The 17,249-nt window shown below is 32.1% G+C and carries 19 protein-coding genes; 13 read left to right on the top strand and 6 right to left on the bottom strand.

From position 1 onward, the window contains the following. Positions 1 to 404: 404 nt before the first annotated feature. The 3 genes from LQ677_RS14370 to LQ677_RS14360 all read right to left on the bottom strand — a co-directional run bounded on the left by LQ677_RS14370 (position 405) and on the right by LQ677_RS14360 (position 1,877). Entirely contained in the window at positions 405 to 731 is a 327-nt protein-coding gene (locus LQ677_RS14370; protein ID WP_037590416.1) for a heme oxygenase, read from the bottom strand. Positions 732 to 742: 11 nt separating this feature from the next. Further along, the gene (locus LQ677_RS14365; protein WP_025904966.1) at positions 743 to 1,465 is read right to left on the bottom strand and encodes an SDR family NAD(P)-dependent oxidoreductase; all 723 of its coding nucleotides are present in this window, start codon (positions 1,463 to 1,465) and stop codon (positions 743 to 745) included. A gap of 145 nt (positions 1,466 to 1,610) precedes the next feature. Then, positions 1,611 to 1,877, bottom strand: a complete 267-nt coding sequence (locus LQ677_RS14360; protein ID WP_025904965.1) for a SunI/YnzG family protein — start codon at positions 1,875 to 1,877, stop codon at positions 1,611 to 1,613. Positions 1,878 to 2,103: 226 nt separating this feature from the next. Here LQ677_RS14360 and argF point away from each other — a divergent pair, with 226 nt between their 5' ends. Then, entirely contained in the window at positions 2,104 to 3,105 is a 1,002-nt protein-coding gene (gene argF, locus LQ677_RS14355; RefSeq protein WP_025904964.1) for an ornithine carbamoyltransferase, read from the top strand. A 43-nt stretch (positions 3,106 to 3,148) separates the two neighbouring features. On the opposite strand, the gene rarD is transcribed toward argF, so the two are convergent. Further along, on the bottom strand, positions 3,149 to 4,060 hold the full coding sequence (gene rarD, locus LQ677_RS14350; protein ID WP_150527423.1) for an EamA family transporter RarD: 912 nt from the start codon (positions 4,058 to 4,060) through the stop codon (positions 3,149 to 3,151). A 3-nt stretch (positions 4,061 to 4,063) separates the two neighbouring features. Continuing rightward, positions 4,064 to 5,053, bottom strand: a complete 990-nt coding sequence (gene hutG / locus LQ677_RS14345) for a formimidoylglutamase (RefSeq protein WP_107596645.1) — start codon at positions 5,051 to 5,053, stop codon at positions 4,064 to 4,066. 157 nt (positions 5,054 to 5,210) lie between these two features. On the opposite strand from hutG, the gene LQ677_RS14340 reads away from it, so the two are divergent. Next, on the top strand, positions 5,211 to 5,945 hold the full coding sequence (locus tag LQ677_RS14340) for a hypothetical protein (RefSeq protein WP_239749085.1): 735 nt from the start codon (positions 5,211 to 5,213) through the stop codon (positions 5,943 to 5,945). 274 nt (positions 5,946 to 6,219) lie between these two features. After that, on the top strand, positions 6,220 to 6,711 hold the full coding sequence (locus LQ677_RS14335) for a metal-dependent hydrolase (RefSeq protein ID WP_037590422.1): 492 nt from the start codon (positions 6,220 to 6,222) through the stop codon (positions 6,709 to 6,711). Positions 6,712 to 6,762: 51 nt separating this feature from the next. Here LQ677_RS14335 and LQ677_RS14330 read toward each other — a convergent pair whose 3' ends face one another. After that, positions 6,763 to 6,915, bottom strand: a complete 153-nt coding sequence (locus tag LQ677_RS14330) for a hypothetical protein (RefSeq protein ID WP_162841906.1) — start codon at positions 6,913 to 6,915, stop codon at positions 6,763 to 6,765. Between the two features lie 180 nt (positions 6,916 to 7,095). Between LQ677_RS14330 and LQ677_RS14325 the strand changes: the two genes are divergently transcribed. The 10 genes from LQ677_RS14325 to LQ677_RS14280 all read left to right on the top strand — a co-directional run bounded on the left by LQ677_RS14325 (position 7,096) and on the right by LQ677_RS14280 (position 16,860). After that, positions 7,096 to 8,283: a UTP--glucose-1-phosphate uridylyltransferase gene (locus tag LQ677_RS14325; protein WP_239749084.1), complete on the top strand. Its 1,188-nt coding sequence runs from the start codon at positions 7,096 to 7,098 to the stop codon at positions 8,281 to 8,283. 14 nt (positions 8,284 to 8,297) lie between these two features. Next, entirely contained in the window at positions 8,298 to 8,996 is a 699-nt protein-coding gene (gene trhA / locus LQ677_RS14320) for a PAQR family membrane homeostasis protein TrhA (protein ID WP_051575476.1), read from the top strand. A 9-nt stretch (positions 8,997 to 9,005) separates the two neighbouring features. Next, a complete protein-coding gene (locus LQ677_RS14315; RefSeq protein WP_037590426.1) occupies positions 9,006 to 9,248 on the top strand; it encodes a hypothetical protein in 243 nt (80 codons plus the stop codon). A 130-nt stretch (positions 9,249 to 9,378) separates the two neighbouring features. Continuing rightward, a complete protein-coding gene (locus LQ677_RS14310) occupies positions 9,379 to 9,780 on the top strand; it encodes a TipAS antibiotic-recognition domain-containing protein (protein WP_239749083.1) in 402 nt (133 codons plus the stop codon). A 110-nt stretch (positions 9,781 to 9,890) separates the two neighbouring features. After that, positions 9,891 to 11,480 (top strand): amidohydrolase, encoded by a 1,590-nt coding sequence (locus LQ677_RS14305; RefSeq protein ID WP_239749082.1) that lies wholly within the window; start codon positions 9,891 to 9,893, stop codon positions 11,478 to 11,480. Between the two features lie 3 nt (positions 11,481 to 11,483). Beyond that, a complete protein-coding gene (sdrM, locus tag LQ677_RS14300) occupies positions 11,484 to 12,824 on the top strand; it encodes a multidrug efflux MFS transporter SdrM (protein WP_204258755.1) in 1,341 nt (446 codons plus the stop codon). 32 nt (positions 12,825 to 12,856) lie between these two features. Continuing rightward, complete coding sequence (locus LQ677_RS14295; protein ID WP_037590433.1) at positions 12,857 to 13,324, top strand: SepA family multidrug efflux transporter; 468 nt, start codon at positions 12,857 to 12,859, stop codon at positions 13,322 to 13,324. Between the two features lie 70 nt (positions 13,325 to 13,394). Further along, the gene (locus LQ677_RS14290) at positions 13,395 to 14,864 is read left to right on the top strand and encodes an MDR family MFS transporter (protein WP_196308164.1); all 1,470 of its coding nucleotides are present in this window, start codon (positions 13,395 to 13,397) and stop codon (positions 14,862 to 14,864) included. Between the two features lie 268 nt (positions 14,865 to 15,132). Next, positions 15,133 to 16,194 (top strand): Mrp/NBP35 family ATP-binding protein, encoded by a 1,062-nt coding sequence (locus LQ677_RS14285; RefSeq protein ID WP_037590437.1) that lies wholly within the window; start codon positions 15,133 to 15,135, stop codon positions 16,192 to 16,194. Between the two features lie 15 nt (positions 16,195 to 16,209). Further along, positions 16,210 to 16,860: a KinB-signaling pathway activation protein gene (locus LQ677_RS14280; RefSeq protein ID WP_126477910.1), complete on the top strand. Its 651-nt coding sequence runs from the start codon at positions 16,210 to 16,212 to the stop codon at positions 16,858 to 16,860. Positions 16,861 to 17,249 lie beyond the last annotated feature (389 nt).

Below are 17,249 nucleotides of genomic sequence, written 5' to 3'. Positions count from 1 at the left end.
TTATTTTGAATTTAAAATCATACTTTTTCCTCATAAGAATGCACCCCAATAGTTTGATTTGTTTAGGTCAAATATTTGGGTTCACATCAGAGATCGCTAAAGTCATGGCTTAATGTCTGAGTAAAGCCAAGAAATCGCTAAAGTCATTGCTTAATGTCTGAATAAAGCCAAGAGATCATTCAAGTCATGGCTTAATGGGTGAATAAAGCCAAGAGATCATTCAAGTCATGGCTTAATTTCCGAATAAAGCCAAGAGATCGTCTAAGTCATGGCTTAATGTCTGAATAAAGCCAAGAGATTGTCCAAATTATAGCTTAAGCACCAAATAAACTCACATCTTCCTCATTCCACCCTCATAACAAAAACAAACTGAACTAGATAAGTTCAGTTTGTCCATATTTATATTATTTTGGGTCAATTGTTGTTTCGACTTTAGCGATTGCGATTTCAGATCCTAACATTGGTGATTCGCCTTTGTCTTTATTACTGTCTCCGCCGCGACTATGTGCTTGTTTAAATGCATCGCTCGTTTTCCATGCTTCGAAGTCTTCTAGTTCTTCCCACCACATATTGACATGTAATTCGTCATTGTCTTCAATGTCTTGCATATTCCAAGTTTCAACTTTAATGAAACCTTTCATTTCTTGTAGTGCGCCACCTTTAGTAAACATTGGTGCTAATTTTTCTGCATAACCTTTTTTCATTTTAATTCTATTTGTTACAACATACATAGTGATCTCTCCTATTCTTTTGGTGTTGGGTTAGTAGCCCAGATTTGTGCTGTCTTCATAAATGTTCTTGGTTGTAGTTTCAGTTGTGATACAACTACGTCTGCTATATCTTCTGGATGCGTCATCGTATCTTCTTGTAATTGTGTTTCTCCTATTAAATCTGTTAAGACGGCAGAAGGGGTTAAATATGATACTCGAATGTTATGTTTTCTCATTTCTTGCATAATACCTTCAGTCATACCAATTACCGCATATTTAGTAGCAGAATAGATACTGCTTGTTGCACTGGCTTTTAATCCAGACATTGAGGCGATATTAATAACATCTCCGCTTTTTTGTCTTACGAGATGTGGTAATGCTTCTTGTAAGACGTAGTATATACCTTTAACATTTGTTTCAAATAATTGATCGAACTCAGATTCACTTACTTCTAAAAATGAATTATTCTTCATAATACCTGCATTATTAATCACGATATCTATTGAGCCTAATGCATGGTATGAATCTTCTATGAAACGTTGCACATCTTTTTGGTGCGCAATATTGGTTTCTTTATAAAATACTTTGACGTCATATTGTTTAAGTTCATCGGCTGTTGCTTTTAAAGTATCAATATTTCTACTTGCAATAGCGACATTAACGCCTTCGTGAGCTAATGCAATCGCGATTGATTTACCGATACCTTTAGAGCCACCCGTAATGACTGCATTGAGCCCTTTTAAGTCTCTTAACATATTGAACATCACTCCTTTCTTATATGTTAGCATGCTTTAAAAATGTATCATAATAATTTAATTTGAAAATGCCATATAAATAACACCACGAAGTCAGTGTAATATGACTTCGCGGTGTTTATTTAAAATGCCTGAAAGTTTGAACTTAAGCTTCTTTAGTAAGTTCGTTGTAAACTTTCTTATCAGCATGTGTATAAATAATGTATTCTTTATCATTTGTTTCGATAATCACACGATTTGTTTTGCCAAAAGTTGAGCCAATTCTTACGATATGATCTTGGGCTTCATTAGACAAAGCGTGAATATCTTGATCCTCTTTAATGTTTTTAATTTCATTATTTGGAATTGTAATGTCCGCTACTCTCCATTGAATATGAACTTGATTATTGTCCTTTGATACTCTCATTGCCATATCTAAACACATCCTTTTGTTTGATGACTACATCATAACGCATTATGTATCCGTTTTCAATAGAAAAACGAGAAAATGTGTTATATTTTTTATTTATTATGTCATACTAATTAAAATAAGTATTTTTATGCAATATATTGAATAACTATTTACAAATGGAATCGTATGTTGTAATATTATCTTTATAAATAAATAAGGAGCTGGTTTCATTGGGACGAAGTTATCTATGTTAAAAGAATTAAACAAGACAAGTTTTTTAAAAGAAGTAGATTTTTCTAAAGCAGAATTAGAATCACTTATTGATTTGGCAATGGAATTAAAATTCAAAGAAAAGCATCAGATTCCACATCGTTATTTAAACGGGAAACATATCGCTTTATTATTTGAAAAGCAATCAACAAGAACACGTTCAGCTTTCACAGTAGCTGCAACTAAAATGGGTGCAAGTGTGTCTTATTTAGGTAAAGAAGATTTACAACTAGGTAAGAAAGAATCTGTAGAAGATACAGCAGTCGTACTTGGATCCATGTTTGATGGTATTGCTTTTAGAGGATTTGAACAAAAGACAGTAGAAGACTTAGCTCAATATTCCAACGTACCCGTATGGAATGGCTTAACAAATGAGTGGCATCCTACACAAATGTTAGCGGACTTTATGACAATTAAAGAATACTTTGGTACATACGAAGGAAAGACTTTGACATTTATAGGAGATGGACGCAATAATGTTGCAAACTCATTGCTTGTTACGAGTGCAATTTTAGGAGTGAATATTCATATTGTTGCACCATCATCACTTCAACCAAATGAAGAAGTTCAAAATATGGCATTGTCATTTAGTAAAGAATCTGGAAGTGAAATATTAATTACAGATAATATCCAAGAAGGTATTTACGGCAGTGATATCATATATACAGATGTTTGGTGTTCAATGGGTGAGGAACAACAATTAGAAGAACGCTTTGAATTACTTAAAGATTACCAAGTAAATCAAAACTTAATTAATTTAACAGGTAAAAATGAAACTTTATTTTTACATTGCTTACCAGCTATTCATGATTTGAATACTGAAATGGGTGCGCTATGCTTCGAAAAGTTTGGTGTAACATGTATGGAAGTGACAGATGACGTATTTAGATCAGATTATTCGAAAGTGTTCCAACAAGCAGAAAATAGAATGCATACGATTAAAGCATTATTAGCTACAACTTGTGGCGATATATATTAATAATAAAAGGCTGAGACATATATGATGTCTCAGCCTTTTATTGTTAACGAGTTTCTTTTGTTAATTTTTTTCTATTGCGATTAAGTTCTACATATTTACTGTAACTATAAATGATAATACCTGCCCAAATAAATATGAATGTAATAAATTGATCAACATCGAAATGTTCGTTCAATAAGAATATACCGATAAAGAACATAATAGTTGGACCAATATATTGAATAAAGCCTGTTAAAGATAGAGGTATTCTTCTTGCGCCAGCACTAAATAAAATAAGTGGAACAGCTGTAACAGCACCAGAAAGTAATAACCATCCGCTTGAACTGTTCATACCAAATGTAACGGCATTATGTTGTGATAAGTAGAATATATAAATAAGTGCTGCTGGTAATGTCACGATACATTCTATCGTAATACTACTAAATGCATCGATATCTACAACTTTCTTGATCAATCCATAAAGCGCAAATGAAGTTGCAAGTAATATTGATACGAATGGAAATTCTCCGACTTGAAAAGTCATATAAATAACACCAACAAATGCTAATAGAATAGCTACCCATTGAGCTTTTGAGAATCGTTCGCCTAAGAAAATAAAGGCTAGGAATATACTCATTAAAGGATTGATGTAATAACCAAGACTTGCTTGTAGTACATGGTGGTTATTAACCGCCCAAATAAATGTACCCCAGTTCACTGTAATTATATAACCAGCGATGATAATAGCGAATAGCATTTTCTTTTGTTTAAATAACTTAATTGTTGCTGCTTTGAACATTGGAAATTGTTTTGTAAATAATAACAGTAATAACATGAATACTGCTGACCATATAATACGATGTGCTAAAATTTCGAATGGTCCAATTTCACTTACGAGGTTCCAATAAATTGGTAGGACACCCCAAATAACATATGCAAATATTGCATATATAATACCTTTTTTAAATTCTGACATGATTTAGGACTCCCACTGTGATTGAATGACTTCTGCTTGATCGTGATAAATATTCGATGCGATATTCGCAAGTAATCTTGCAGTTCGATTATCTATATCGAATCTTGGTGATAGCTCAGCAATACTAATGCTTGAACTTTTGTTTGAGTTTGTAACTAATTGTAAAATTGTTTGAACAATTTGAGGTTGTAATCCCATAATACAAGGTGCACTTACTGCAGGTGCATAACTTACATCTATAGAATCAGTACATAATGTAATGAGGATTTCATCATAGCCTTCAATAAATGAATTAATAGAAGTAATTGTTTCTATCGATAAATGGCTACGAAGCTCATCTTCACGAATGTATTGGACACCATATTCATCAGCTCTTTCGAAGAGTGCTTTAGTATTACCATTTTTCTGAATACCTAACACAAAATAACCAACTTGATCATCTTGATCTAAAATCTGTTTAAACATTGTGCCAGAAGATGTTTTTTCGTCGTAATCTCTCATATCAAAATGTGCGTCTATGTTGATGATGCCAATTTTTTTGTCTTTGTTGGCTTTTCTTACACCTAAATAATGGCCATATAAGACTTCATGACCGCCACCAATAATAACTGTAAAGTCATTATGCAATAATATGTTTGAGATTTTATCTCCAAGTTCTGATTGCGCTTCTTCCATTTTATTTTTGTGGCAAATGACATCTCCGTAGTCAGTTAAATGTAAATACTCATTATGTATTGGCAAAGGACTTAAAGCTTTTCTAAAATGTTTAGGACCATCTACAGCACCTGGTCGACCATTATTTCTAGAAACACCTTCATCGCATTCAAAACCTATAAGTGCCATATTAACTTGATGTTCGAATTCTTTCTTTGGTGTAATGTCTTCTTTCTCAATATGAATTGAGTCAACGATTTGATGGAATCTAAAGGCAGAACGCAATGTTGTGCTATCTGTTCTACCTGTCCACTCATCCTTTTTAACATTTCTATACATATTTAATACCCCCTAAATGTTACAATAGTTTTTACTAATGTTAGTTTATCATGTATGATATTCTTATGTTTTATTAAATGCTTAATTATTTTATAAGAAAGAAGTGTCTTTAATGAATAGTAAGAAAGAAAAAGCAAAAAGGCCGAGGAGTGATTCTATGAAATGGATTTATGGTCTCTTAACAGTTTGCTTATTATTTCTAGTAGCATGTGACAACCAAACTTCTAAGAATAATGAACATAATGATAACGAAAAATCATCTGAAACGACTACTGAGAAAAAAACAACTTCAGAATCGACAGGTGAAGATGTTAAAACTAAAGAAGAAAAATCAAAAACAAATAATAATGATAACAATCAAAATGGCAATAACAATCAACAATCTTCAGATGAAATTCCAGTAGAAGAAAATGTAAATGGTGTTAAACCGAACAATCATAATGAAACTGAAAACTTTGATACAGAAGCTTATACAGTAGCTAGAAATTGTTTGTTAAATCAAGGTAACTCTCAAGCAGAATGTGATAAAGCAGAAAATACAATCGAATTTACGAGAGCTTGGCAAAATTTATCACGTGATGGTTATTTATGTAATGATGATGGCTGTACATTACCTAAAGAAAATAATCAGAATAATCAAGGTCATCAAGATCAACATCACTCAAATACAAATGAAGATTCTAACCAAGATTCAAACCAAGGATCAAATGAACAAAGTAATGAACCCTACGAAGAGGATAATAATCATACTGATCCATCTCGAAACACGAATCAACAAGACGAGAATACAAATAGAGAAGGGCAAAGTCAAAATCGCTCTCAACAATCAAGCAACAATGAATCCACTCAAAGTGATCATCAGCAAGAAACACAATTAAACAAAGCAAGCTAAATAAAAAACGTTCATCTAATGCGATGAACGTTTTTTTATTGTGAAATAAGGGGGTTATTTCAACAATGGTATAGGGTTATGTTTAATATGACTTACAACTATAGTTTAACAGGGATTAATAACAAATCAATACTTATGTGATTATTTTCACAATTTTGTCATTTGAATTACATTTATGTGAGGTATATCACTATAAAGTCACAAAGTGTTCGTATACTTGTTCGGTATTTTGTGGTAAAATAAAATAAAGTAATTGAAAAGAGGAAACATTAATATGACAGGAAAAACACATCTCTCATGCGGTATATTCATCGGGTCATCATTAAGTATTTATTATGGAGAAGATATTTTTACATCATTTACGATTGTAAGTTTATGTGGTGTAGCGAGTTTGGTCCCAGATATTTGTCATTTCAAAAGTAATCTAGGTAAGAAAATATTTCCGATTAGTTTTGTTATTAGGTTAATTTTTGGACACCGAACGTTTACCCATTCATTATTATTTCTATTTTTAATATTTTGGGGATTGAGAACAATATCCGCACCAGAACCATATTTAGTTTCGATTATATTGGGTATGTTATCGCATATCATTTTAGATATGTTAACACCAAGAGGGGTCAAACTATTTTATCCTTTAAATGTCTCAGTTAAATTACCCATTGTATTTAGAACGGGCGGTGTTATGGATTTAAGCTTATCATCTGCATTTACCATTATCACAGTCATTTTATGGTGGAAAGATATTTATCGATTGTTTATATAAAAAAAGAAGCTAAGACCAAAGGTAGTGTCTTAGCTTTCATTAAACATTATGTTATTTTCCGAATTTACCTTTTAAATCTTCGCCTTTTTCTTTAGCAAAGTCTTTACCTTTTTCAGTATATTCGTCTTTATTCTCTTCTAAATGATCCTTACCTTTTTCAACTGCTTTGTCTTTTGCATCGTTAAACTTATCTCCTAAACTCATAATAAAATCCTCCTTGGCCTATTATATATAGGAATATTTTGTGCTTAAAGCAACACATTATTATAAATACCCATTTAATTTTAAAATAATCATTTTAATTATAAATTTTTTGTGATATTTTTAGACAAATCATTCTAAAGTCGTATAATAAGAATGAGTCAAATTTTCGGAGGTATTATAATGCTAGATGAAACAAACCTGAAAGAACATGGTCAACATCACATTTTAGAATATACTAAATTGATGAGCCAAAGTGAGAAAGAACAATTAGAATCTGATATCAATCAATTAGATTTAGATGAAATAGATAAGCTATATCAAGATGTATACATAAATAGAAAAACAATAGATGTTGCAGATAATATAGAACAAGTTGAATTTGAAGTTAAAGATCAACTTTCAGAAGAACAACTGAAATCTTACCGTTCACTTGGTATACAAGCGATTAAAGATGGTAAATTTGCTGTATTATTAATGGCTGGTGGGCAAGGTACAAGATTAGGCCATAAAGGACCAAAGGGTACATTCTCATTCAATAACAAAAGTTTATTTGAAAGACAAGCAGAGCAATTAAAGCAATTAACAGAAGAAGTGGGTACGCCAATTCATTGGTATATCATGACAAGTGACGTGAATCATAAAGATACATTGTCATTTTTCTTAGAAAACAAATACTTTGATTACGATGAAAATTATATTCATTTCTTTAAGCAAGACCACATTGTATCTTTAACGACGGACGGTCAATTAATTTTAGATACAAATAGAAGAGTCATGCGCACACCTAATGGTAATGGTGGTGTATTCAAATCTCTAGAGAAGACAAAGTTACTTGCTGAAATGAAAGAAAATGGCGTGGAATACTTATTCTCAAACAACATTGATAATGCGCTCGTAAAAGTTCTGGATCCTGAATTTGTTGGATTTACAGTAGAACATAATAGTGATGTAACAACTAAATCTATTAAAGCGCATAGCGGAGAAAAAGTTGGTCGTCTTGTATCAATTGATGGTAAAAAGTGTGTATTAGAGTATTCTGAGCTATCTGAAGATGATGTTGATAAACTAGAGAATGCTAACATTGGTATTCATGTATTTAAATTAGATTTTCTTATAGAAGCGGCTTCTAAACCATTGCCGTATCATTTAGCAGTTAAGAAGTTAAAACAATTAGATGAAGACTTCAGTGTTGTAGAAGAAGAGTCATTGAAATTCGAATTGTTTTATTTTGATATTTTCAAATATGCAGAATCATTTGCTACACTACAAGTAGATAGAACGAAAGAATTTAGCCCTTTAAAGAACAAAGAAGGACAAGACAGTATCGAAACAGCGCAAAGAGATTTAGAGAACAATCAACTATTATAAAAAGAGGTATATGAATGGAACAAATCAATCATACAAAGTCTCATCCTAGAAAAAACGGGAAAGTTAAAGAAGCATTTAAAGATATTATGCCACTTTCCTTCGGTGAGGAAGTTGGTAATGCAGTATCACATGGTGTCCCTGCTTTCTTTCTATTATTCTTCTTACCATACGCAGCAGTAGAAAGTTATATTAGTGATGGCGCACTTAAATCGACGAGTGTCTCTATTTATATTATAAGTATTATGCTGATGTTTTTATCATCTGCCATTTATCACTCAATGTCATCTTCATCACCTCAGAAATACATTATGAGAATTATTGATCATAGTATGATTTATATCGCAATTTGTGGAACGTACACGCCGATTGCATTATCGTTAGTTGGCGGCTGGTTAGGTTGGCTAATTATGGCAGTCCAATGGGGAATTACAATTTGGGGCATTATATATAAATCAACAGCTAAGAACGTTAATCATAAATTAAGTTTAGCGATGTATTTAATCATGGGTTGGATGGGTGTTCTCATGTTACCAACAGTTATCAATAAGACATCGTTAATATTTATGTTGTTTATTTTATTTGGAGGTCTTAGTTATACAGTAGGAGCATGGTTCTATGCTCAAAAAGATAAAAAGTACTTCCATATGATTTGGCACTTCTTCATTTTGATTGCTTCAATTTTTCATTTTCTAGCAATTATGTACTTTATGTAGGAGGATAAGATGAACTATCGTTTGTATTATACGGTTCTTACAATTATTATTTTAATTCAAGGCTATTTCTTTTATTACTTTGTATTTAGTGACGGCAAACAAAGTGGTTTGCAGTTTATGGGTATTGTTTCACTTATATTCGGTCTAATATTAGTTTATGCATTAGTATTATTGATTAAACACCAACGCAGAAATAATAAACAAACGTTTAATGAACATCTTAAAAAAGGTGAACAAAGACGATTGAAATAAAGTTAGTGAGCAGGATATATAATCTCTTTAGAATATTGAGGTTTCTATCCTGCTCTTTTTGTTATTTTTTTGCAAAACGGGTAAATAGATAATATTAAATGTTATACGATATGAATAGGGGGTAATCATAATGTCAGAAAAAAGAGATTTTGAAACATTCGATCGTGACAAACTAAATGTTAATGAAGAGCTTCAGGGAGAAACAGTAGAAGATAGAAGCGGCCATAAGATTGACCAGACTGATGATCAGTTTCTTGATATGACGAAAGATGAAATTAAAAGTAAAAATCAAATTGAAAAGAAACTCGTAGAAAAACTGGATAATATTGTTGAACAAGGGGCAACATTAGAAAAACAAGAAGAAGTCACTAAGTTACACAGAGAATGGTTAACATTCAGTTGGCCAAATTATACAGAAGATAAACACTTAGAAATTATTAATATGTATGAAGCGGATGATAGATATAAAGCATATTTTGGTGAAGAAAGAACGGAAGCATTAATTACTGCCGTTAAGCATGTCATACTATAAAAATGAACTTTATAAAATTAAAATAGGAGACATCGATTTTATCGGTGTCTTTTTTACTATTAAATATGTAGAATTAGAATAAACTTGAATGTATAAGGGAGCTGAATCGGATGAAAAAGTTATATCATAACGGAACAATATATACGATGGAAAGACCAGATGATACATATGCAGGGGTAATTGTAGATAATGGTTTGATAGAAGCTGTTTTATCAAAAGAAGATTTAAACCAAATTCAAACAACGGATTATGAAACAATCGATTTAAAAGGTGGGACGATGTTTCCAGGATTTGTTGAAACACATATTCATGTTATGGGGACTGGTGTTTGGTTATCATCAGTCATTTTAAATGGTGAGACAAATATTGAAAATGTAAAAGAAAAAATTAGCCAGAAAGCACAAACGCTACAACCAGGTGAATGGTTAGTTGCTGAAGGTTATGACGAAAATCTATTAAATGGCATTAGACTTAATAAATTTGATTTAGATGAATTATGCAAAGATAATCCGGTAATTGTAAAAAGGGTATGTAGACATGCAGCAATCGTCAATTCGAAAGCGTTAGAGATTTTAGGTATGACAAATGATGTCGAAAATCCTGACGGTGGTTCATATGAAAAACAAGAAGGTGAACTGACTGGTTGGTTATATGATACAGCTATGGAACCATTTGAAGAATTAGCTTCAAATGAAGATGAACAGTCTCTTACTAAACATTTAAATAACGCGATTACATATTTATATCAGTATGGTATAACAGGATCGCATACAGAAGATTTAGGTTACTACGAAGATTATAAAGATGTCTTAAATGCTTATAAAACAGTTGTAGGGCCAGGTGAAGACCAAAAGCCATTTAGAGTACGATTGTTACGACACTTTAGTGTTTATGAACAAATGATGGAAGAACAGGCGACTTTTTTTGATAAATGGATAGAGCCTGATGCTATGAAATTTTATGCAGATGGTGCTTTTGGTGGCAGTACAGCATTGTTGAAAGAACCTTATTCTAATGATCCGACTGGAACGAATTATGGACTTGCGATATATACACAAGAAGAACTCGAAGAAAAAGTGAAAATCGCAAGAAAATATAATGGTGCGATAGCTGTTCATATGATTGGTGACAAAGCTTGTGAAATGGTATTAGATGCGATAGAAAAATATCCTGTGCCAAACGGACTTAGAGATAGATTGATTCATATTAGTACATTAAATGAAGCGTTATTACAACGCGTTGCGAAGTTACCTGTGATTTGTGACGTTCAGCCACAATTTATTACAAGTGATTTTCCGTGGGTTCAAGATAAAGTAGGGAAAGAAAGAGCGAGATATTTATATCCGTTTAAGTCAATGTTAGACTTAGGTATTATAATAGGTGGCGGTTCAGATGCACCGATTGAAACACCGAATCCTATGCTAGGTATTCATGCGGCAGTTAATAGACAAACGTATGGTGAAGAAGGTGCGTATTTCTTTGAAGAAGCACTTTCGGTATTTGATGCTTTACGTTTATATACAACACTTGCGAGTGAGATTGGTCAAACGACTGACCGTACTGGAAGAATTAAAGTAGGATATGAAGCGGATTTCACTGTGTTAGATCAAGATCCATTTAAGGTTAACCGTCAAGATTTAGCACAAATTCAAGCTAAATTAACAATTGTTAACGGAAATATTGTATATGAAAGAGCGTGAATTATGACTAAGAACAAAGGAATTGTGTTGGCTTTAGTACTTATTATGTTTATGAGTGCTATAGAAACATCAATCGTATCTTTAGCAACACCAACGATGCAGAAAGACTTTAATATTGATACGGAAGTTGCATTAATCTTTACAGTATATTTAATAGCGGTTGTGTTTATGACACCAATCGTTGGTGAACTTGTAAAGAGAATTAATATTAAGTTAGTAGTGTTACTAGGGATATCTGTATTTATTATTGGTAGTGTATTTTGTGGGTTAAGTGAAATGACACATAGTTTCCCATTGCTAGTTATTTCTAGAATTGTTCAAGGTTTAGGTGCAGGTGTCATGATGACATTAGGTCAAGTTGTACCTAAACTTGCTTTTCCAATTCCGAGAAGATATAAAGTGATGGGTATTGTTGGAAGTGTTTGGGGTATATCTAGTATTGTAGGACCACTGTTAGGTGGCGCAATATTAGAATCTTTAAACTGGAGCTTTCTATTTTATATCAATGTACCTATAGCTTTAGTATCTATGTGGTTGGTTATAAAGTATTTTAATTTCGAACAAGAAAAAGTAGAAAAAACTAAATTAGATTATAAAGGCTTATTCATATTTTATGGTGTGGTCGCAAGCTTTTTACTAATTGTTGCAGAACATATACCATTTATTTTACGTATTATTTGCTTCATATTATTAATTGGATTTGTCGTATTACTCTACAGAGTTGAGACGCGTATGAGAAATCCGTTTGTACCTGTTGAAGCATTTAATAGAAAAATCATTCTCGTGTTGTTTACAGATATGATTTATTCAACAATGTTGATGGGCTACACTATTTTTATGCCAATCTATTTACAAAATGAACAAGGCTTTACACCGTTACAAAGTGGTTTGATCATTTTTCCAATGTCGGTAGGTTGGTTGTTTATCACGTTTGTACTTGGTAGATTAGATCAACTGAAATTGAAATTTATTTATATGTTAGCTTTCTTGGCAATGTTTGTTGGTAGCTTTGCTATATTAACAGGCGTCGAATGGATTGTAATCATCCCATTTGCTGTTTTTGTAATGGGCGTATCATTTGGTACGGTATATACGAAAGATGTTGTCGTTGTTCAAGAAGAAGCACCTCATCACCAATTAGGTTCCATGATGTCGATTTATACATTATTTAAGACAATAGGTAGTACAACTGGATCGTTAATTGTTTCTTCAATATATGTATTAAACATTTCATTTTTAAGTTACGGCGTTCAAAATATTATGTTGTATATTATATTAGTAGTCGTTACATTGACGATTGTATGGTCTATTGTATTTAAAGAAAAGCGAAGAAAAAGTTTTTAAAGGTAAAACATATTTAGAGGGAGTCACAATGTATGAAAAGAAAAAATAAGCGTTTTGATATTTTTCATTTATTGTCCATATTGATTATTATAAGTATTTTCACATTGTCTGGTGCAATTTTTATTGTACTACTTTCTTTTGGTATGTTTGGATTAAGCAGAATTTTAATTTATTATGGCTTAGCAGAATTCAACTACAATAAAAGTATGATAGATAACTTGTTCTATTATGGTAGTTACATATTGTTTGGCTACTTTACACTTGTCGCTATAGAATTTTTATTAGATAGATTTAAAAATAGACTAAATGATAATCCGTATTTCAAGGGTATGACTTTTCATTTATTAACGATAACTGTTAGCACGATTATGTTTTATTTCACAGTACATATATATTATTCACAAATCAAAATTGACTTTTGGGTTATTTTAGTGATAATCACTGTTTTATATATATGTACTGAAATTTTCTATCCAGATAGCAAAAATTTAAACCGATGAAACATTTATTTTGATTTCCGAAATAAAATAGTGCATAATAGCAAAGGTATATTTGGAAGGAGTTGAAACCATGAATGTTCAGGACATTTCAAAAGGTCAAAGAAATTTGGTAGTAGCTGTAATGTTAGTAAGTGCCTTTGTGGCGATTTTAAACCAAACTTTATTAAATACAGCAATACCTGAAATCATGGTACATTTAAAAATCGATGCCAACCAAGGTCAATGGTTAATGACAGGATTTATGTTAGTCAACGGTGTTATGATACCGGCTACAGCATTTTTAATGGATAAATTTAATACAAGACCACTTTATTTAATGGCGATGTTATCATTTACAATCGGTACGTTAGTTGCCGCTTTATCGCCAAACTTTGGAATATTAATGTTAGCAAGAGTACTTCAAGCAATGGGTGCAGGTGTTATGATGCCCCTTATGCAATTTGTACTCTTTAATTTATTCCCTAAAGAAAAACGTGGTTTTGCGATGGGTATGGCAGGTCTCGTTATCTCATTCGCCCCAGCATTAGGTCCAACGTTATCTGGTTATCTCGTTGATAACTTTAGTTGGAGAAGTCCATTCTACACAATCATTCCATTCGCGGTTGTAGCATTAGCTTTTGGTGCGAAATACTTAACGAATATTTCTAAACCAAAAGATGTTCACTTAGATGTACCATCTATTATTCTATCTACAGTAGGCTTTGGATCTTTATTATATGGATTCAGTAGCGCAGGATCTCTAGGATTCACATCACCAATTGTTATCGTTACATTAATTATAGGTATCGTAACGTTAGTAATCTTCGTATTAAGACAGTTAAAATTAGAAACCCCATTATTGAATATAAGAGTATTCAAATATAAAACATTTGCATTAACAACAATCATAGGTATTTTCTCAATGGTTTCTTTAATTGGGCCATCACTATTAATGCCAATGTATATGCAAGATGCAAGAGGATATTCAGCATTAATTTCTGGTTTACTATTATTACCAGGTGCAATCATTACAGGTGTTATGTCACTTGTAACAGGTCGTTTGTTCGACAAATACGGTGCGAAATGGTTGGCAATCATCGGATTTACAATCATTACAGTCACAACTCTCATGCTTGCATTCTTAAATGATAGTACATCACTACTTTATTTAATTGTTGTTTATTCAATTAGAATGTTTGGTGTCTCTATGATAATGATGCCTGTTAATACTGCAGGATTAAATGCGATTCCAAACGAAGTATTATCCCATGGTACAGCAATGATGAATACACTAAGAACAATCTCAGGTTCAATTGGTACAGGTATATTAGTAACGATTATGTCGATTGGTGCTAAGAACTTTGAACCTTCAAAGACACAATTAGAACATGCCAATGCAGGTAATACGGCGAAGATATTACAATCTGAAGCAATGATTCACGGTATCAATATTGCATTCTTAGTATTGACTGTTATTGTATTTTTCGGAGTTGTATTATCTATATTTATTAAATCAGAAAACAAACATAGTAATACAAGAATACCGAACCATTCTAAATAAGAAGATTTAAAGAGACTGAGACATAATGTAATGTTTCAGTCTCTTTTTACAACTTGGCAGTAGATGTCTGAATTGAAAATGCGCTTGTACCAAGCTTTTTTCAACTCTAGTCATCCTTGCCGGGGCGGGACTACGAAATCTATTTATATAAATTAGATTTCTGTCCCGCTCCCTTTTTTAAACAATAAACTACCTGTATGTTTAAATTTTTTGTTACACTGAATATAATGATAAGTAGATAATTATTTTAGAAGGGGAGTCGTAGATTTTGTTATCAGTAGAACAGGTTAAAGAACTTGTGGGAGCGTTACATGATCCGATTGTAGATGTACCACTTAAAGAAACAGGCGGCATAGTTGAAGTTAGCATCAAAGAAGAAAAAGAGCATGTGAGTGTCAAAGTTGCGATAGCTAAGCTTGGCGGACAACCACAACTTGATTTACAAATGGAAATTGTAGATCTATTAAAAGAAAATGGTGCGAAAACTGTAGGGATAAGATTTGATGAATTATCTGATGAAGCATTAGAAAAATTCAAAGGTATAATGGAAGAACAAACGATAGAAGGACTATTATCTAAAGATAATCCAGTTGAATTTATTGCAGTTGCCTCAGGTAAAGGCGGTGTTGGTAAATCAACAGTAGCCGTTAACTTAGCAGTATCTCTTGCTAGAGAAGGTAAAAAAGTAGGACTCGTTGATGCTGATATATATGGATTTAGTGTTCCAGATATGATGGGTATACAAGAAAAACCAGAAGTAGAAGGCGAACAAATTATTCCTGTTGAGCGTGAAGGCGTTAAAGTTATTTCTATGGCATTTTTCGTTGAAGAAAATGCACCTGTCATTTGGAGAGGTCCAATGTTAGGAAAAATGATCACAAGTTTCTTTACAGAAGTTAAATGGGGAGAATTAGATTACTTAATACTTGATTTACCACCAGGTACTGGTGATGTAGCTTTAGATGTACATACAATGTTACCTTCAAGTAAAGAAATTATTGTAACGACACCTCATCCAACTGCAGCATTTGTTGCAGCAAGAGCAGGTGCAATGGCTAAACATACTGAACATTCTATTTTAGGTGTAATCGAAAATATGTCTTATTTCCAAAGTAAAGAAACAGGAAATAAAGAATATGTATTCGGTAAAGGCGGCGGTGCTAAATTAGCACAAGAACTTCAAACGACGTTATTAGGTGAGCTTCCATTAAGTCAACCTGAGTGGGATGAAAATAACTTTTCACCTTCTATCTATAAAGAACATGAAGATTTAGGTAAAGTTTATAGTCAAATTGCTAAGAATATCATTAATATAACAGATGAAGATTAGTGCGGAGGTAAGCAAGTGACTTTAAAATATTTAATTCAATTTTACAGAAATACACTGTTGATAGGTGTAGTTGTGACATACATTGCGTCACTTATCTTTGGATATGATAAAGTAACGAAATATTTATTTGCTGGAGAAATAGGTGAGTTTGTAGCAGCTTCAATATGGTTCTTAGTTGTAGGACTACTTGTAGCAACTATTAGTCAGCTTGCATATTTCATCTATTTATTCATTAATCAATTAGGCATAGGTATCTTTGGTAAGATATGGCCACATGTACAAATCGTTGTAACAGTATTTGCTATATTTGATTTAGTGTATTTTAGATTTTTAAGATTTGGTGGAACAGATCAAATCTTATCATTTATTTGGTTACCGATCGTTGTCGTTATTTTTGCGATCATTACAAGTAATATAAAAAACAAACAATCTAAAAAGAATTTATGGATTCCATCTATGTTTTTCATGGTTGTTATGACGACAGTAGAGCTTATACCATTTTTAAGAGTGGAAGATACAAGTTGGATTTATCTTACAATCTTTGGATTATTATTATGTAATGCTTATCAATTAATTACATTACCTAAATATAATGCGTTGTCTCTTGAAGAGAGAAAAGCCAAGAAATCAAAGTTGAATAAAGACAGTAAATCATTGAAGAAATGATACAAAGCACAAGATTAAATTCTATTTACACCTTAATCTTGTGCTTTTTAATTTTTTGTTAAAAAAGATGCTAAATAGTGTTGACTTTTAAAACCTCACTTGATATTATATAAAAGTCGCTGAAAACGACAGCACAACAACGAAAAAAGTTATCAAAACTTTTTCTTGAAAGTGTAAAATTGACTCTTGTTAATACGAAATAAATGTTATATATTTATAAACGTGTTAAAAATAAGTTAACAAAATTAGTTGAAAACAAACATTGTTTTTAGTACAATATTGTTTAGACGCAAATTAGATGAACATTGAAAACTGAATGACAATATGTCAACGTTAATTCCAATAATTGAGTACTGAAAGTACTTCAGAGTGATTGGCTTAACCAATCA

The organism is Mammaliicoccus sp. Q-M61 (genome assembly GCF_022386055.1).
Lineage (GTDB): Bacteria > Bacillota > Bacilli > Staphylococcales > Staphylococcaceae > Mammaliicoccus > Mammaliicoccus sciuri_A.
This window is presented reverse-complemented; position numbering and strand designations above follow the sequence as displayed.

Bases quoted from the DNA above. Each gene is read 5' to 3' on its own strand.
- LQ677_RS14370 (WP_037590416.1), bottom strand. From the start codon at position 731: ATGTATGTTGTAACAAATAGAATTAAAATGAAAAAAGGTTATGCAGAA.
- LQ677_RS14365 (WP_025904966.1), bottom strand. From the start codon at position 1,465: ATGTTAAGAGACTTAAAAGGGCTCAATGCAGTCATTACGGGTGGCTCT.
- LQ677_RS14360 (WP_025904965.1), bottom strand. From the start codon at position 1,877: ATGGCAATGAGAGTATCAAAGGACAATAATCAAGTTCATATTCAATGG.
- argF (WP_025904964.1), top strand. From the start codon at position 2,104: ATGTTAAAAGAATTAAACAAGACAAGTTTTTTAAAAGAAGTAGATTTT.
- rarD (WP_150527423.1), bottom strand. From the start codon at position 4,060: ATGTCAGAATTTAAAAAAGGTATTATATATGCAATATTTGCATATGTT.
- hutG (WP_107596645.1), bottom strand. From the start codon at position 5,053: ATGTATAGAAATGTTAAAAAGGATGAGTGGACAGGTAGAACAGATAGC.
- LQ677_RS14340 (WP_239749085.1), top strand. From the start codon at position 5,211: ATGAAATGGATTTATGGTCTCTTAACAGTTTGCTTATTATTTCTAGTA.
- LQ677_RS14335 (WP_037590422.1), top strand. From the start codon at position 6,220: ATGACAGGAAAAACACATCTCTCATGCGGTATATTCATCGGGTCATCA.
- LQ677_RS14330 (WP_162841906.1), bottom strand. From the start codon at position 6,915: ATGAGTTTAGGAGATAAGTTTAACGATGCAAAAGACAAAGCAGTTGAA.
- LQ677_RS14325 (WP_239749084.1), top strand. From the start codon at position 7,096: ATGCTAGATGAAACAAACCTGAAAGAACATGGTCAACATCACATTTTA.
- trhA (WP_051575476.1), top strand. From the start codon at position 8,298: ATGGAACAAATCAATCATACAAAGTCTCATCCTAGAAAAAACGGGAAA.
- LQ677_RS14315 (WP_037590426.1), top strand. From the start codon at position 9,006: ATGAACTATCGTTTGTATTATACGGTTCTTACAATTATTATTTTAATT.
- LQ677_RS14310 (WP_239749083.1), top strand. From the start codon at position 9,379: ATGTCAGAAAAAAGAGATTTTGAAACATTCGATCGTGACAAACTAAAT.
- LQ677_RS14305 (WP_239749082.1), top strand. From the start codon at position 9,891: ATGAAAAAGTTATATCATAACGGAACAATATATACGATGGAAAGACCA.
- sdrM (WP_204258755.1), top strand. From the start codon at position 11,484: ATGACTAAGAACAAAGGAATTGTGTTGGCTTTAGTACTTATTATGTTT.
- LQ677_RS14295 (WP_037590433.1), top strand. From the start codon at position 12,857: ATGAAAAGAAAAAATAAGCGTTTTGATATTTTTCATTTATTGTCCATA.
- LQ677_RS14290 (WP_196308164.1), top strand. From the start codon at position 13,395: ATGAATGTTCAGGACATTTCAAAAGGTCAAAGAAATTTGGTAGTAGCT.